Annotated in this window: 8 protein-coding genes and 1 pseudogene; 8 read left to right on the forward strand and 1 reads right to left on the reverse strand. The window is 70.1% G+C overall.

Going from position 1 to position 16,146, the window contains the following annotated elements; genetic code table 11:
* Positions 1–64: 64 nt before the first annotated feature.
* Positions 65–2,473 carry a response regulator gene (locus FVA80_RS22145; RefSeq protein ID WP_147910592.1) on the reverse strand — a complete coding sequence of 803 codons (2,409 nt, stop codon included), beginning with the start codon at positions 2,471–2,473 and terminating at the stop codon, positions 65–67.
* A gap of 435 nt (positions 2,474–2,908) precedes the next feature.
* Here FVA80_RS22145 and bcsA point away from each other — a divergent pair, with 435 nt between their 5' ends.
* The 8 genes and pseudogenes from bcsA to FVA80_RS22185 all read left to right on the forward strand — a co-directional run bounded on the left by bcsA (position 2,909) and on the right by FVA80_RS22185 (position 15,809).
* Positions 2,909–5,299: a UDP-forming cellulose synthase catalytic subunit gene (bcsA, locus tag FVA80_RS22150; protein ID WP_147910591.1), complete on the forward strand. Its 2,391-nt coding sequence runs from the start codon at positions 2,909–2,911 to the stop codon at positions 5,297–5,299.
* 5 nt (positions 5,300–5,304) lie between these two features.
* Positions 5,305–7,887, forward strand: a complete 2,583-nt coding sequence (locus FVA80_RS22155; RefSeq protein ID WP_246692447.1) for a cellulose biosynthesis cyclic di-GMP-binding regulatory protein BcsB — start codon at positions 5,305–5,307, stop codon at positions 7,885–7,887.
* Between the two features lie 9 nt (positions 7,888–7,896).
* On the forward strand, positions 7,897–9,042 hold the full coding sequence (locus FVA80_RS22160; RefSeq protein ID WP_147909451.1) for a glycosyl hydrolase family 8: 1,146 nt from the start codon (positions 7,897–7,899) through the stop codon (positions 9,040–9,042).
* Positions 9,027–11,003, forward strand: a complete 1,977-nt coding sequence (locus FVA80_RS22165) for a hypothetical protein (RefSeq protein ID WP_147909450.1) — start codon at positions 9,027–9,029, stop codon at positions 11,001–11,003. Before FVA80_RS22160 ends, FVA80_RS22165 begins: the two co-directional genes overlap by 16 nt.
* Positions 11,000–11,998, forward strand: a complete 999-nt coding sequence (gene bcsN / locus FVA80_RS22170) for a cellulose biosynthesis protein BcsN (protein ID WP_246692084.1) — start codon at positions 11,000–11,002, stop codon at positions 11,996–11,998. Before FVA80_RS22165 ends, bcsN begins: the two co-directional genes overlap by 4 nt.
* 767 nt (positions 11,999–12,765) lie before the next feature.
* Complete coding sequence (locus tag FVA80_RS22175; protein ID WP_147909449.1) at positions 12,766–13,674, forward strand: tyrosine-type recombinase/integrase; 909 nt, start codon at positions 12,766–12,768, stop codon at positions 13,672–13,674.
* 4 nt (positions 13,675–13,678) lie between these two features.
* Positions 13,679–14,879 (forward strand): annotated as a pseudogene (locus FVA80_RS22180) (IS91 family transposase).
* Between the two features lie 459 nt (positions 14,880–15,338).
* Complete coding sequence (locus tag FVA80_RS22185) at positions 15,339–15,809, forward strand: MarR family transcriptional regulator (RefSeq protein ID WP_147909448.1); 471 nt, start codon at positions 15,339–15,341, stop codon at positions 15,807–15,809.
* Positions 15,810–16,146 lie beyond the last annotated feature (337 nt).

Genomic DNA, 16,146 nt, shown 5'->3' on the forward strand with positions numbered 1-16,146 from the left:
AGATCGGGCGCCGAGGCGCACGCGACTTCGCCTGATGCCCCGGGCCGGCCGGGCCGCTTCGAGATCAAGCGGCGCGCGCGCGATTGATGGCGACGTCAAGGACGACCTGCAGGTCCTCGTTGCGGAAGGGCTTGTCGATCCGCAGGAAGGCGTCGGCGGAGGACGGCAGCTGGCCGTGCGGGCTGGCGAGGATGATCCGGATGTCCGGATACCGCTCGACCACGGTAGCTGCGAGCTGAAGGCCGGCCATCACCGGCATCGATTGATCGACGATCATCGCGTCGAAGGCGGCGTCGCGCGCGAGCACCTCGAGGGCGTGCACCCCGGAGGCGGCCTGGACCACCCCGTGACCGAGATCGGCGATTACCTCGGCGACGCTCGCCCGCACGAGGCCGTCGCTCTCCACCAGCAGGATCTTCCTGGTCACCGCAGGGAGCGAAGAGAGCCTCGCCGCGGCCGGACGCGCCGCCGGGAGCCAGAACTCGGCCAGGAAGGGCTCGCCGCCGCTGCCGTCGCGGACGACGTGCCACTCGCCGCCGCTCTCGGCGACCAGCGCCGCCGCGGCGGTCAAAGTCCGTCCCGTCTCGGACGGCGGCAAGGCCGTCTCCGGGCGACGGCCGCTGCTGACGAGGATGCGCACGTAGGGGGTGGGCGGCGCCTCGGCGTTCGGGTCATCCAGAACGCCCTCGGCCGCCGCGATGGCGAAGCCGGCGAGGCAGGCGTCGCGGATATGGAAGGCCAGGTTGAGGAGCAGCAGTTCCAGCACGCGCTCGCTGCACAGGACCGTCGGCAGGCCGGCGGGGATGCGATTGAGCACCGGCATGTCGCCGAGGGCGTTCGCCTCCAGGAACGGTAGATAGGCCTCGAAGGTGGTGGCGAGGTCGGTCTCGGCGAGGGTGATGTCGGTCTCGTCGCCGCGCACGAGGTGCAGCATCCGACGGGTGAGCGCGGCGCCCCGGCGGGCACCGACCATCGCCCGCCCGACCAGCCGGTCCTGCTCGTCGCCGAGGGAGTGGCGGCGCGTCAGCAGGGCGAGATTGGTCAGGACGACGGTGAGGACGTCGTTGAATTCGTGAACGATCCCGTCGGTCACCCGCCGCAGGACGAGATTGCGGCGCGGCTCAACCGGCTGCGGCAGGGTCGCGTCCGCGTGGCCCGGCAGCTTCCGCATGAGCGCGAACAGCCGCCGATCGCCTCTGACATCGGGCAGGCAGAGCAGCCTCACCTGCACCTGCTGGTCCGGCCAGTCGTGCAGGCGCAGGACCGCGTCGTGCGGGCCGTCGGCGGCGAGGGCGGCAAGGCGCGTCCTCTCGAGAAGTGGGCGGTCGGCCGCGACGAAGCAGGCGGCGAACGGGGCTCCCTCGCCGCCGCCCTCGCTCCGGGCGTTCAACAGGGTCCGGCCGGTCTCGGGATCTATCTCGCAGCAGGCCCAGCCCGACACGGTTTCGAAGGTGGTCAGCCGCGCCTTGAGCCGCGCGACTTCCGAATCGACGCCCGCCACCAGCAGCCCGGTGCTGCGCCGCTGCCCGGCGAACGCGTCCGACAGCGCCGCGAACTCGCCGATCCATGTCCGCGCGCCGACGGCCTCGTCCGCCTCTTCGCCCGTCAGCAGCCGCCGCAACGGCCGCGTCAGACGCGTCCCCGCGACGAAGCCGAGGGCCGCCGCGCAGGCCACGAGCGCGAGGCCGATGCCGGGCATCCGCCAGTCCGGCGAGCCTGCCAGGGACGCGCCGGAGGGAACGGCCTGCGCCGTCACCAGCCATCCCGGGGAACCGATCTCGGCCGCCGCGCGCATCGGCGTTGTGGCCGACACGCTGGCCGCCCGGAACGGGCTCGGCGTGCCGACGAGGACCCGGCTGTCCGCGGTGGCGACGACGAAACCGAGTGTCTCGGGCATGGTCAGGGTGCGGCGGACGTCCTCCTCGATCCCGGTGAAGTAGCTCGGTGCGGCATCGAGGCGCAGTAGGCCGCCCTGCCCGCGCTCGCCCAGCGCGACGACGGCGCCGAACGGCGCCTCGGCATCCGTCTCCTCGGTCACCACGCTCACGCCGGTCGCACGGCCGCGCAGGAACCAGGTCTGCCGGGCGACGCTGCGGCCGACCAGCCGCTCGTCTTGGGCTGCCAGCACGGTGCCGTCGGACGCCACGAGCAGGCCATCGCGATAGATCGGATTCAGACCGAGCCATTCGCGCAGGCGCGCGGCGCGCTGATCGGCCGAGAGCAGGCCCTCGTCGTCGCGCAGCGCCAGGGCGGCATTGCGGGCATCCCCGATCGTCTGCCGCAGCCGCTCCGTGATGGCTGCGACGTAGGCGCGCGAGGCCGCGCCCACCGAATCCCGGACGGACAGCGGCACGCCGGGTTGCGTGGCAGGAACGACGACGAGGAGCGCGGCCGCGAACCCCGCCGCGGCCGCGATCGCCACCTGCAGCGCGTTCAGGAGTCTGAGAGAAATCTGCAGCGGCTTCGCGATCATCCGTCCGTCCGGGGAGCTGTCCCGAGCGAGGCGCGATTTTCGTTAAGGGTCGATTAAGCCCGTCGGCGGACGCAGGGAGCGACGACGGCGTCAGCGGCGACGGGTCCTGAGGGCCGCCAGAACGGTTCGAAATATCCGCCTCACTATGCCGCCCTGCGCGCTGTCATCGTCGGTTATCGCGAAGATGCCGGTTTGGCGGAAAGAGTTTTCATGGCGTTGCCAAAGCCTCAATTTCGCTTTTGAAGAGCGATCGACTGTCGCGCGATCGCCGTCTGCTCAATGGGCCGTTTTCCTAAGTTAACCGTAATTGCCGATCTCATAAATCGAGCTGGATATTATCACGGCATTTGTCCATTGACCCTCATCGCTGTACAAATCCGGCCCTAGAGCCGTTGCACCTCGATCCGAGGGATTTTTGGCCCGGGAGGCGGTAGCGTGAGGCAGGCGTTGCGTTGGCTGGCCTGGGTTGGGGCTACACTGGCCAGCCTCGCCGTGCTCAGCCAGCCGGTCGGGACGCAGGCCCAGCTCGCCATGAGCCTCGCCGCCATGGCGGCGATGATCGTGCTGTGGTCCGTGTTCGACGGGCCGCGGACGCGCTTCGTCTTCATGGCGCTCGGCAGCCTGGTGGTGCTGCGCTACATCCTGTGGCGGCTCACTAGCACACTGCCCTCGCCGGGCGATCCGATCAGCTTCGGGTTCGGCCTGATCCTGCTGGTGGCGGAGCTGTACTGCGTCTTCATCCTGTTCGTCAGCCTGATCATCAACGCGGACCCGCTGCAGCGCGACCCGCCGGCCAAGGCCGCGGCCGCCGACCTGCCCACGGTCGACGTGTTCGTGCCGAGCTACAACGAGGATGCCGCGATCCTTGCCATGACCCTGGCGGCGGCTCGGCAGCTCAACTATCCGCCCGACAAGCTGACCGTGTGGCTGCTCGACGACGGCGGTACCGACCAGAAGTGCAGCGATGCCGACCCGGCCAAGGCCGCGGCGGCGCGGGCGCGCCGGGGGGAACTGCAGGCGCTATGCGACGAACTCGGCGTCCGCTATCTCACGCGCGCCCGCAACGAGCATGCGAAGGCCGGCAATCTCAACAACGGCCTGGCCCATGCCAAGGGGGAACTGGTGGCGGTGCTCGATGCCGACCACGTCCCGTTCCGCTCGTTCCTTGCCGAGACGGTGGGCTATTTCGCGCAGGACCCGCGCCTCTTCCTGGTGCAGACGCCGCACGCCTTTCTCAATCCGGACCCGATCGAGCGTAATCTGCGCACCTTCGAGCGCATGCCGGCGGAGAACGAGATGTTCTACGCGGTGACGCAGCGTGGCCTCGACAAGTGGAACGGCTCGTTCTTCTGCGGCTCGGCGGCTCTGCTGCGCCGCATCGCCCTCGACGAGGCCGGAGGGTTCTCGGGCATCACCATCACGGAGGATTGCGAGACCGCCTTCGAGCTGCACTCGCGCAACTGGACCAGCGCCTATGTCGACCGGCCACTGATCGCCGGCCTGCAGCCGGACACGCTGACGGATTTCATTGGCCAGCGCTCGCGCTGGTGCCAGGGGATGTTCCAGATCCTGATGCTGAAGAACCCGATCTTCCAGAAGGGTCTCAAGCCCGTCCAGAAGATCGCCTACCTCTCCAGCATGACCTTCTGGTTCTTCCCGATTCCGCGGCTGATCTTCATGTTCGCGCCGCTGCTCCACATCTTCTTCGATCTGAAGATTTTCGTGGCCAGCGTGGACGAGTCGATCGCCTACACGCTGACCTACATCATCATCAATCTGATGATCCAGAACTACATCTACGGCAAGTTCCGCTGGCCGTTCGTGTCGGAGCTCTACGAGTACATCCAGGGCGTCTATCTCGCCAAGGCAATCGTCTCGGTCATCGCCTCGCCGCGCAAGCCGACCTTCAACGTCACCAACAAGGGCGCGACGCTCGACCACGACCATATCTCGTCGCTGGCACTGCCGTTCTTCCTCATATACCTGCTCCTGATGCTCGGGTGCGCCGTCGCGGCGTGGCGCTACCTGTTCGAGCCCGGCGTGACCAACCTGATGCTGGTGGTCGGGCTGTGGAACTTCTTCAACCTGCTCACGGCGGGCGCCTCACTCGGCGTCTGCGCCGAGCGGCGCCAACTCGAGCGCACCCCATCGCTGGCGATCGATCGCCGCGGCGTCCTCAGCCTGTCGGGGCGCAGCACCGACGTGGCGATTGAGCTGGTCTCTGCCAAGGCCTGCACTGTCCGTCTCCTGAGTGGCGCCTTCGATCAGGGGCTCGTCCGTACTTCGTTGCGCGGGGCGCTCAGCGTCGAGCCGACGGCCGGGGCCAGGCGGCCCGCGCCCCTGCCGGTCCATCTCGAAAAGGCGACGCGTGACGGTCGGGAACTGGTCCTGCGGTTGAGCTTCGGCGAGCTGGCCGTTCGCGACTACCCGGCGCTGGCGGGGCTGATGTACGGCGACGCCGAAGCGATGCGCCGCTTCCAGCTCCGGCGGCGGCGGCACAAGGACATTCCCACCGGCACGCTGCAATTCGCGTGGTGGGGCTTGGTCGAACCGTTCCGCGCGCTGAGCTATCTCCTGGCCAGCCGCCGCCCCCGGCCGGTCGAGGTCGGGGAGGCGCTGGTCTACGACGTACCGTCCGGCGCCGCCTCCCTGCCCGCCGTCCCGTCGGTACCCGTTCCGGAAGCGGGGAGCCATGCGGCGCCCGTTCCCGCTGCCGCCAAGACCGCCGACGCCGAGAGTGGGGACGACTGGGTCCGCCTGATGATGGATTACGAGAACGAGCGCACCCTGGCCGAGCTTCGCGGCCGGCGCTCGAGCGCGGCGTGACGGCGATGGGTGTCCGGCTGGGCCTTTCCGCGCTGGTGCTGCTGCTAGCCCTCGCGGGCCATCCCGCTCTGGCCCAGAGCTTCCTCGGCCGCGGTCCGGCCGAGCGGCTGACGGTGCCGCCGAGCGGCAACGCCCTGCGGGCTCCGACCGAGGACGGGACGGCTCCGGCGCGGAGCCCGGATGCCCCGGCGGCGGAGCAGAGACCGGCGGTGCCGCGCGCCGCGGAGCCACCGCGGGCCTCGGCCCCGCAGGCGGTGCCGCGCGGGGTGATCCAATCGACCATCGCGCCGGCGCGGCGGCTTCCGTCCGGCCCGCGGGGTTTCCGCCTGACCGGGGAGGAGGATTCCCTGCGCTATCCGGTCTATCTCACCGACGCGCAGACGCGGGGGCCGGCGCGGCTGCGTCTCTCCTACCTGTCCGCGATCTCGGTGGCGCCGGAGAGTTCCGAACTCGCCGCCTTCGTCAACGGCACCAAGGTCGGCTGGACCCGCATCCAGGCTCCCGGCGCGGTGAAGGTCGTGGAATTCGCCATCGGCGAGGGCGTGCTCAAGCCCGGCTACAATGCCGTGACCTTCACGGCCAGCCAGCGCCACCGCGTCGACTGCTCGACGGCCGCGACCTACGAACTGTGGACTCAGATCGATCCGTCGCGGTCGGGCCTCGTGGTCGGAACCGCCACGGACATGGATGTCCGCTCCCTCGCCGCCGCGGAGCCCGACGAGAGCGGTGCGCTGCCGATCCAGGTGATCCTGAACGAGCGCCCGAACCTGGCGCGGCTGGAGCGGATGATCGAGGCGGTGCAGGCTCTTGCGCTCGTGGGGCGCGTCGCCCGTCCGACCGTGACCTTCGGGCCGCCCCTTCAAGGCCGCAACGGCATCAATCTCGTCGTCGGCACCGCCTCCGAGATCGGCGGGATCGAAGGGGTCTCGGACCTCGGTCCGATCACCGGGCCCCGTCTCGCCATGCTGCCGACGCGGCCGAACGTACCGCCGACCCTCGTGGTCACCGGGTCCCGCGAGGAGGACGTCCGGCAGGCGATCGCCAACCTCGCCGTTTCCGCCGAGACCGGGACGCCCGGCGGGCTCAAAGCCGTGCAGCTCTTCCGCGGCTACATGGTCTATGGCGGCGAGAACCTGACCCTCGACCGTCTCGGCGCGGCGTCGCGTGAGTTCTCGGGACGCCTGCTGCATGTCGGCTTCGACCTGCGCTTCCCCGGCGATTTCGTCCCGGCCGATTACGGCAAGGCCATGCTGCACCTCGCCGGCGCTTACGTGGCCGGGCTCTCCTCGGAGGCCCGCATCGTCATCGACATCAACGGACGCAACGCCGCCAGCATTCCGCTCCCGGACGCACGCGGCGAGGTGTTCGACGACAGCGCCATCCCCCTGCCCTTCAGCCTGTGGCGCCCGGGGGTGAACCACGTCGAGATCTCGGCGCAGCTCCCCAACGCCGCCGACCAGACCTGCGACACCCTCAGCCCGGCGGCCAAGCAGGCGCGTTACCTGTTCCTCGATCGCTCCCGGATCGAGATCCCGCATTTCGCCCGGGCGGCGCGCAGCCCCGACCTCGCGGCGATCAAGGGGGGGGCGGTGCCCTTCGTCGTGCCGGGACAGCGCCCGCGTCTCGTGCTGCCGACACCGGACCGCGACAGCGCCGATGCCGCCGCGACCCTGGCCGCCCGGCTAGCGATGGCCTCGGAGCGGGTCATCGACTTCGAGGTGGTCACCCAGCAGCAGGTGGCGTTCGATGCGAGCCAGCTCGTGGTCGCCCCCGCCCGCGCCCTCGACCCGGCGCTGCTCGAGGCGGTCGGATTCGATCCGCAGCAGATTCAGCGGGTCTGGGAGGGCCGCGCCGACATGGTGGCCACGCCCGGCCAGTTCGGGCCCGAGGGCGTGCTCACCCTCGACCGCCTGCGCCGCAACCTGCCGATGCGCTGCGCCCTTCCCACCCTGATCTCGCAGGTCCGGCAGGCCCAGCCCGGCCCAGACCCCGCCGACCCAGACACAGCCGGCCCAGTCCCCGCCCCAGGCCGAGGCGGCCGCCGGCCCGTCCCAGACCTCCGCGCTCTCCTCCGACCGCGACCTCATCGATCGCTGGGAAGCCTCGACGCGCGGCTCGCGCCAGATCTGGTCGGCCCTGGACGCCGTCTGGAACGAGATCACCGGCACGGTGCGATCCCTGCGCCAGACGGTGACGGCGCAGATGCGAACGGACGATGCGGTCGAGGTCCCGGCCACGGCCTCGCTGCTGATCGCCGAGGGGCCGCCGGTCCAGTCGAGCAACACCGTGATCGTCACGGCGCCGAACGCGTCGCTGCTGAAGGCATCCGTTTCCTGCCTCGTCGATCCCGTGGTCTGGGCCCGGCTGGGCGGCAGCGCCGCCTTTCTCGATGCCTCGACCGGCGCGCTCGTGACGTCCCGGCCCGAGCGGATCGAGATCGTCGAGACGCAGCCGCGCTCCCTGGCGAACCTGCGCCTCGTCTCCGCGGCCTGGCTGTCGATCAACCCGGAATATTACGTCGGCATGACCCTCGCCATGGCCCTCTGCCTCGGCCTCGCCACCACGAGTCTCGTGCGCAACGTCGGTAGGAAGAATTCATGAGCCGCCGCGACCGCTCCCCGCTCGCCGCGGCGATCCTCGTCGCGGCAATCCTGCCCGCCTCGGCCCAGGAGCAGCCGGTGGTCCCGCCGAGCACCGCGCAACCGGGCGCGCAGCCCGCTCAGGCTTCCCGCCCGGCGAATTCGGGACTCGCCGGCAAGCTCGGCAACGATGCCGCCTGGCGTGCCTACCGCACCCGGTTCATCACCGATCAGGGCCGTGTGGTCGACACCGCCAACGGCCAGATCAGCCACAGCGAAGGCCAGGGCTACGGCATGCTGCTCGCCGTGGCGGCGGGCGACCGGGTGACGTTCGAGCGGATCTGGGGCTGGACCCGCGCCAACCTGATGGTCCGCGGCGACGAGCTGCTGGCGTGGCGCTGGTCTCCGGACAAGAGGCCGGCGGTGGCCGACATGAACAACGCCACCGACGGCGACATCCTCGTCGCCTGGGCCCTGACCGAGGCGGCCGAGGCCTGGAACGAGCCGAGCTACCGCACCGCCGCTCGGCGGATCGCCATCGAGTTCGGGCGCAAGACCATCCTGTTCAAGGATCCGCACGGGGCGCTGCTGCTGCCTGCGGTCTCCGGCTTCTCCGCCCGGGAGCGGCCGGACGGGCCGCTCGTCAACCTGTCCTACTGGATCTTTCCCGCCTTCCCGCGCCTCGCCCTGGTAGCGCCGGAATACGATTGGGCGGCCCTGACGCGCAGCGGCCTCGCGCTGCTGCGCCAGTCCCGCTTCGGCCCCAGCAACCTGCCCACCGAGTGGATCTCCGCCAAGGACGCCCCGCATCCGGCCACGGGCTTTCCGCCGCTGTTCTCCTACAACGCCATCCGCATCCCGCTCTACCTCGCCTGGGCTGGGCTGGTGCGACCCGACGACCTCGCGCCGTTCCAGGCGCTGTGGTCGGGCGCCGACCGGGAGCGGCTGCCGATCGTCGATACCGGCGACGGGCGCAAGGTCGAATGGCTCACCGAGGCCGGCTATTTGGGGATCCCGGCGCTGGTGGCCTGCGCCCTCGACGGCACGCCCTTTCCCGAGGATGCGCGGGGCGATATCGGCAATCAGAACTACTATCCGGCGACCCTGAGCCTACTCGCCCTGACCGCGGCCCGCATGCGCTACCCTTCATGCCTGAAGTCCTGACCGGTCGTTCCCGGGCCCGCATGCGGCGGGCCGGTCCCTGCTTTCTGCTGGCGCTCGTTGCCGCGCCCGCCGCGGCGCAGAACGCCGTCCCTTCGGCCCGGCCCGAGCCCCGCATCATCTACGGCGACGGCCCGCGCGCGCCCGCGATCCTGGCCGACCCGGCCACGTCCCGCACCACCGACATGGTCGACGAGAGCGCCCTGCGCTACTACGCCGCCCAGAAGCAGACCGCCCGGATGAAGGCCGAGATCGCCCGGCTCAAGCGGCTCTATCCGGGCTGGAACGAGCCCCCGGATCTCAACGCCCTGCAGCCGAGCCCGCCCGAGGAGGCGGCCCTTTGGGACCTGTTCACCGCGGGGCGCTTCGACGATCTGCGCGCGGCGATCGCCGCCCGCCGCTCGATCGATCCCGCTTGGCAGCCCTCCGAGGAACTGGCGCGCAAGCTCCGCCGGGCCGAGTTCCGGTCGCGGATCACCGCGCTGACCGGCAAGGAATCCAGCGCGATCATCGATCTCTACCGGGCGGATCCCGGAGCCCTCGATCCCCTCGACGTCCAGAGCATCTGGATGGTCGCCGATGCCCTCGGCGATTCCGGTTCGGGTGACGAGGCGTTCGAACTGTACAAGTCGATCCTCGACGGCAACGCCGATTCCGGCGTGCGCCTCGCCACCATCCAGAAGACGATGGCGCACCTGCGCATGGCGCAGGCGGAACGCCTGATCGAGATGGGACACCGCGGCCCGAACGGGACCTCCGAGTTCGACGCGATCCGCCTCGACATCACCCGCGCGCGGATTGCCGCCTTCCTGCACGAGGAGAGTGCGGAATCCCCCACCCCGGCCGACCTCGCGGCCTTCCAGACCGTCGCCCGCAAGAGCGGCGATCCCAGCCAGACCAGCCTGCTCGGCTGGTACGCCTACAAGCGCCGGCAGTACCGGGAGGCGCTCGAATGGTTCAAGCATGCGATCGCCCGGGGCGGCGACGCCATGGTCGCCCATGGGCTCGCCCTCACCCTGCGCCAGCTCGACATGCAGCGCGAGGCCGAGGAAGTCGCTTATGCATGGCGCGACCGGTTCGTGGGCAACGAGCTGCTCTACATCGACATCCTGGAGCAGAAGCTGACGCTGCCGCGCCCGCCCGCGATCGAGCCCGCGCGCATCGCCCGCTACGCCCAGGTCGTTACCGCGACAACCTCCGGCGAGGGCGCCCAGGGACTCGCGTGGTACGCCTACAATTCCTGCCAGTTCGACACGGCCCTGGAATGGTTTCAGCGGGGCGTCGCCTGGATGCCGAGCGAGGGCACCGTGTTCGGCTACGCCCTGACGCTCCAGCGGCTGAAGCGGCAGCGTCCCTTTCTCGAGACGGTGAACCGCTACGACGGCCTCTTCCCCAAGGCGGTCGATCTGCTGTTCCAGGACGCGACCGCAGGGTCGCCGCTGCCCTGCGACCCCGCACCGCCCGTCGCCGCGGCCGCTCCCGGGCGTCACGCGGCCGCTCCGGGCAGGGCCGAGGTCGCCCCCCTCAACCGGGTGCCGCGGCCGGATCTCCCGAACGCCGCAGCCGATGCGAAGCCCATCGCGGTTCAGCGCAATGAGTTTCCCCTGGCGGTGTCGATGGAGAACGGCCTGCGCTACCCGCCGCCCGGGCTGGCGCGGATCCTGGCCGAGCCCGTTCCCGCCGGCACCTACGCGAGAGAGCCCACGGCCTCGGCGCCGCCCCTCGTGGCGCGGCGCGTGCCCGGCGCGGGGCCGATGCCCTATGAGCGCTTCGGCTACGCCCTGCTGCCGGATTATCGCGGGGGGGACAAGCCCGAACTCCTCTCGTCTCCTGCCCCGGGAACGTTGTGGCAAGACCAGCAGGCCGAGCGGGGGCGGCCCGATAATTCCGAGGCGAAGCGGTTTCAGTTGCCCGCGCGTTCGGCCTTCGACACGTCCGCCACGACCGAACGGACCGGCCCGTGAGGCGCATCGGAGTTCTTGCCGCCCGGATCGGCGCACGCATCGGCGTCATCCCGTGGCTCCTTGCGAGCGGCGCGGCCATCGCACAGCCGGCTCCCGTTCTGGTGATGCCAGGTGCCGGGACCGTCACGGCGGTGATCGAGACACGCGAACGCGACGGTTTTGACCAGCGCCTGCGCTATGCTGGCGGCGACGGCCGCAACCATGCCGAGCTTGCCCTGCGCAGGGAGACCGCCGATCTGCTCCTCGCCTTCCCGCCGCGGCTAGCCAAGCCCAGCGAGTTCGGGATCGCGGGGGAGATCGCCGTCCGGTTTCCGGGACAGGCGATGACCGTGCGGCCGCCGCTGCGGAACGCATACGGTCCGATCGGGATCGCCCTCGGCGTCGATTGCCTCTACGCGTGGCAATGGATCGATGGCGACCGCGGCGACAGCCCCTCCGGCGGCCAGCCGGCACTGTTTCAGGCCGAGCCGGTCGCGCGACGCCGGGCGATCTCCCTGAGGATCCGGATGTGCCGCACCGCTGAGGCCAGCCTCGGCGACCTCGTCCGTGCGGTGGAGGGCCTGCGGATCGCCCTGCCGGGAACGCGCCTCCTGCCGCCGGCCGCGCGCGTCCGATCCCAGAGAACCGCACCGAAGGCGGTCGCCCGTCGCCCTGGCAAGCCAGCCGCCGGCGAGGCGGAAAAGGCCGAGATCCCGCCGCCGCGGAAGCTGCCACCGCCGCAGCAGCCGGTCGCGGCGCCCGTCGCGCCGCCCGCCTCTCCGCCGATCGCGGCGCCCGTCGCGCCGCCGATCGCGGCGCCCGATCAGAAGCGCTACATCGTGCCGCCGAACCCGCAGGCGCCCGCTCCCCTGCTGCCGGAGGGCATTAACCAGCGCTACATCACGGATGGCGGCGGTCCCGGGACCGCACCCAAGCCGGTCCCGGGCCAGGCGCCCGGCGAGACCTTCTTCCGTGACCTTCCACCCGAAGCCTATCGGCCACCCTCGGTCCGATAGGCCGTCCTTCATCAGGCCTGAAGCCATCCTGCATGCGCGGGAAGAGCGGCACGATCTGAGCCGCCCAGGATCTCCTTAGGCTCGCTTCGTCTCATCTTGACTCGCCCTCGCGCACCAGGCAGCGAGAAGCGTCGCGAGGGCGTCGGCATCCAATCCATAGCTGTACGGCAAACCGACACCGCGCCCGGCGAGGCGGCGGTTGATTGCGGCGATCCGGTTATTCGCCGCGCTTGCATCGTCGAACACAACCATCCGCTGATGCCCCAAGCGACGCAGTCGTGATTGATGAGGCCGTTGCCATTTTCTGGGCCCGCTACGGGATAGAGCGTTGGGCATAGACCATCGCAGCTTGCTGATTATCCGCCGCCGTTCGCCCGGTGCTAAGCTAACTTGATGTCCGCTTCGGAGATGGAGACAGCGCTGGCTGAATGGCAGATTTGGGCGCAAAGCCGAACGTCCGGTATCGCGCGCACTGGCGATCCGGCATGACGTAGTCTGGCCGAAAGCTGCCGGCCTGCTTCGGAGCAGGCGCACCGTAAAAGCAGACATGCTCGAACCGACCCGTTGCAGAAGCTCGGAAGGTCTGCTCCGAGGCAGCTTGATGGACGAGGACCTACGACTGGGTTGGGTGGATGAACGAACCCGCTTACGCGGGATGGGTGGCAGCTTCGAGGTTTGCAGATTGAGACGAGCGCCCTGCGCTGATTGAGCGTCGCCTGGCCTGGGCGGACGATCGTGGCTCCCTTCATCCGAGTGGAGCCGGTTCCATGACCATCCTTGCCGTTCCCGCCGCTTCCGTCGGCTCGCTGCGCCAGCGCCTGGTCGACGACATGACCCTGCGTCGGTTCTCTCGTGAGACGCAGCGCAACTATCTCCGCGACGTCGGGCGTCTGGCGACGTTCCTGCGGCGCTCGCCCGACACGGCGACCGTCGACGACCTGCGCCGCTTCCAGATCGCGCAGCAGGAGGTCGGCCTCGGGGTGCCGACGATGAATGCCATCGTCTCGGCCCTGCTGTTCTTCTTCGTCCATACGATCGAGCGGCCCGATCTCGCCCGCAGGCTGGTCCGCCTCAACCATCCGCGCCCGCTGCCCGACGTCCTCTCCGCCGACGAGGTGCGCCGGCTGCTCGGCGCCACGGTCTGCCTCAAGCATCTGGCGGCCCTGTCGGTGGCCTATGGCGCGGGACTGCGGGTGGCCGAAGTCGCGGCGCTCAAGATCGCGGACGTCGATTCGACGCGCATGCTCCTGCGGGTCGAGCGCGGCAAAGGCGGCCGCGACCGCAACGCGATGCTGTCCGCCGATCTCCTGGGTCTCCTGCGGCGCTGGTGGACCGAGGGACACCGGCAGGGCGTCCTGCATCGCGAGGGTTGGCTGTTTCCCGGACAGGACTGGGAACGGCCGATCAGCACGCGCCAGCTTCACCGCATCGTGGTGGAGGCGGCCCGGTCGGCTGGGATCCCCAAGCGTGTCGGTCCCCATACCCTGCGCCACTCCTTCGCCACCCACCTCCTGGAGGACGGTGTCGACATCCGCGTCATCCAGGTGCTGCTGGGACACGCCCGGCTCGACACGACGGCGCTCTACGCCAAGGTCGCCACGCGGACGGTGCGGGCCGTGACGAGCCCCCTCGACAGGCTCGCCCTGTTCCATGGGGAGGGACCCGCACCGGGTTGAGGCGATGCCCGCCGCGATCGAGCTGGCCGACGTCTTTCGTGCCGCCGGTCCCGCCTATCGCGCCGCTGGCGCCGGGCACCTGGACCTGGCCGCGCTGAAGGTGATGGCGGCGATCGAGCAGTGCCGCACGGCCAGCCTCGGCGGCCATGTCGAGGGCTGCGACGCGTGCGGCCACCTGCGCGTCGCCTACAACTCCTGCCGCAACCGGCACTGCCCACGCTGCCAGGGCGCGGCGGCGCGCGACTGGCTCGCCGCGCGCGAGGCCGACCTTCTCCCGGTCGGCTACTTCCATGTCGTCTTTACCCTGCCCGCCGAGATCGCTGCCATCGCCTTCCAGAACAAGGCCGCCGTCTACGATCTGCTGTTCCGGGCCGCGAGCGCGACCCTGACGCGGATCGCCGCCGACCCGAAGCACCTCGGTGCCCGCATCGGCTTCACCGCCGTGCTCCACACCTGGGGCTCGGCCATCACCCACCATCCCCATCTCCACATGATCGTCCCCGGCGGCGGCCGCTCGTCGGACGGGACCCGCTGGGTCTCGTCACGCCCTGCCTTCCTCCTGCCGGTACGGGTGCTGGGCATGCTGTTCCGCCGCCTGTTCCACGAAGGGCTCGCCGCCCTCCACGAGGCCGGAACGCTCGTCTTCTTCGGCACCCTGGCCCCACTCTCCGACGCCAAGGCCTTCGTCCGCGCCCTCGCCCCGGTGCGCAGGAAGCGTTGGGTCGTCTACGCCAAACCGCCCTTCGCCGGACCGAAGGCCGTCCTCGCCTATCTGTCGCGCTACACCCACCGCGTGGCCATCTCCAGCCGGCGCATCCTTGCCTTCGATGGGCAAAACGTCAGCCTCCGCGTCAAGGACTACCGCCGCCCCGAGGGCGGGCAGGCGCGGGTCATGACCCTGTCCGCCACGGAGTTCATCCGGCGCTTCCTCCTCCATGTCCTGCCGCGCGGCTTCCACCGCATCCGGCACTACGGCTTCCTCGCCGGCTCGAACCGGAAGGACGCTCTGGCCCACATCCGCACGATCCTCGGCACACCGGCCCCGCCGCGATCCACCGACCCTGAACCGGGACGCTGCGACCGACGCTCGACCGCCTTGCCCCCGCTGCGGCGGTCCCATGAGAACCGTCGGCTCCTTCGCAGGCTGGTACCAGCCGCGTGGGCCGCCGTTCAGCCCCGCGCCGAACCGGGCGTGTACGCCATGACCCGGCATGGCCTGGCACCACCACACATCCGAGGAGGCGCATCTCGGGGCACGCCTCTCCGCGTGCCGAACGCCAGAATGGTCTTCACAAACCCTGTCGCCCGACCTGTCGCGATCCGGCAAACACCGGAGACCGAGCAATCCAGGAGCGCTCAGGCACCCAGGCGCTGGTAATCACGCGCCTTCCGTCCCTCGCTGGGGACGACGGTCTGCCAAAATCCCCATAACTCTGCGCCCGCCATCCCGCGGGTTCGTTCTTCCACGACTTTCGTACGCCTGACGGCGCCCGAAACTCTTCAGGAATGCGCCGGTCGGCTTTTCGTCGACTTCTCTCGTATGCGGCCCCCCTGTGACTAGGAAAAGGCAAGCCTGATAGCCGCGCTTTCCCCTGCGCAAGATACGGCCCGTTGACAATATCGTTCACGCGTGAATGATTAAGGTCTGAACGGAGCAACGGTCTGTGTCGACGTCGACGAAGCAAACTGGCCTGCGGCTGGACGACCAGCTTTGCTTCGCCCTCTATGCTGCGACGAATTCGGTCGTGCGCGCCTACCGGCCGTTGCTGGGCGAGGTAGGGCTGACCTACCCGCAGTACCTCGTCATGTTGGCGCTCTGGCAGGACGGCGTGACGGCGGTGCACGACCTGGCCGCCCGGCTGCAACTCACGTCCAGCGCGATCACGCCCCTGGTCGACCGGCTGGAGGCCGCGGGCTTCGTCATCCGGACCCGCGCGGCGGACCGGCGCATCGTCCTCGTCGCCCTGACGGAGGCGGGCCGGTTGCTGGAGGACCAAGTTGCGACGGCGCAGCAGGCCGTGGTCTGTCGCACCGGCCTCGGCGACCGCGAACTCGCCGACCTGCGCCAGGACTTGAAGGATCTCGCCGACCGCGTCGCCACAGCGGGCATGGCCCAGGGCGACGAGCCGGGCTGAGGATGCCCCGCACCCAGACGTGCGGACGAGGCTCCCCGCGGGGACGAACTGAAACGCGAGGGTTCAACGGCAGCTTGGCCGGCGGCCCAGGCGAATAAATCGAGGGCCATGCGCAACTGCAGGCGCCTTCCATCCTGTCGGCTCGCGATGAGCCGGACGATGCCCGCACGCCATGCGGGTCGAACACGAGGAGGATACATGGACGCGCAAGCGACCGGGGATCCGGGGGGCGGCCAGCCCTGGGGACCCCACAACACGGTGACGGTGGTCGACCCGTCGCCGGTGAACTGGCTTTCCATCACCTGGAACACGATGGAGGAAGCCAACCGCGTCGACC

The sequence above is a fragment of the Methylobacterium sp. WL1 genome (genome assembly GCF_008000895.1).
Taxonomy (GTDB): Bacteria; Pseudomonadota; Alphaproteobacteria; order Rhizobiales; family Beijerinckiaceae; genus Methylobacterium.

Bases quoted from the DNA above. Each gene is read 5' to 3' on its own strand.
- FVA80_RS22145 (WP_147910592.1), bottom strand. From the start codon at position 2,473: ATGATCGCGAAGCCGCTGCAGATTTCTCTCAGACTCCTGAACGCGCTG.
- FVA80_RS22155 (WP_246692447.1), top strand. From the start codon at position 5,305: ATGGGTGTCCGGCTGGGCCTTTCCGCGCTGGTGCTGCTGCTAGCCCTC.
- FVA80_RS22160 (WP_147909451.1), top strand. From the start codon at position 7,897: ATGAGCCGCCGCGACCGCTCCCCGCTCGCCGCGGCGATCCTCGTCGCG.
- FVA80_RS22165 (WP_147909450.1), top strand. From the start codon at position 9,027: ATGCCTGAAGTCCTGACCGGTCGTTCCCGGGCCCGCATGCGGCGGGCC.
- FVA80_RS22175 (WP_147909449.1), top strand. From the start codon at position 12,766: ATGACCATCCTTGCCGTTCCCGCCGCTTCCGTCGGCTCGCTGCGCCAG.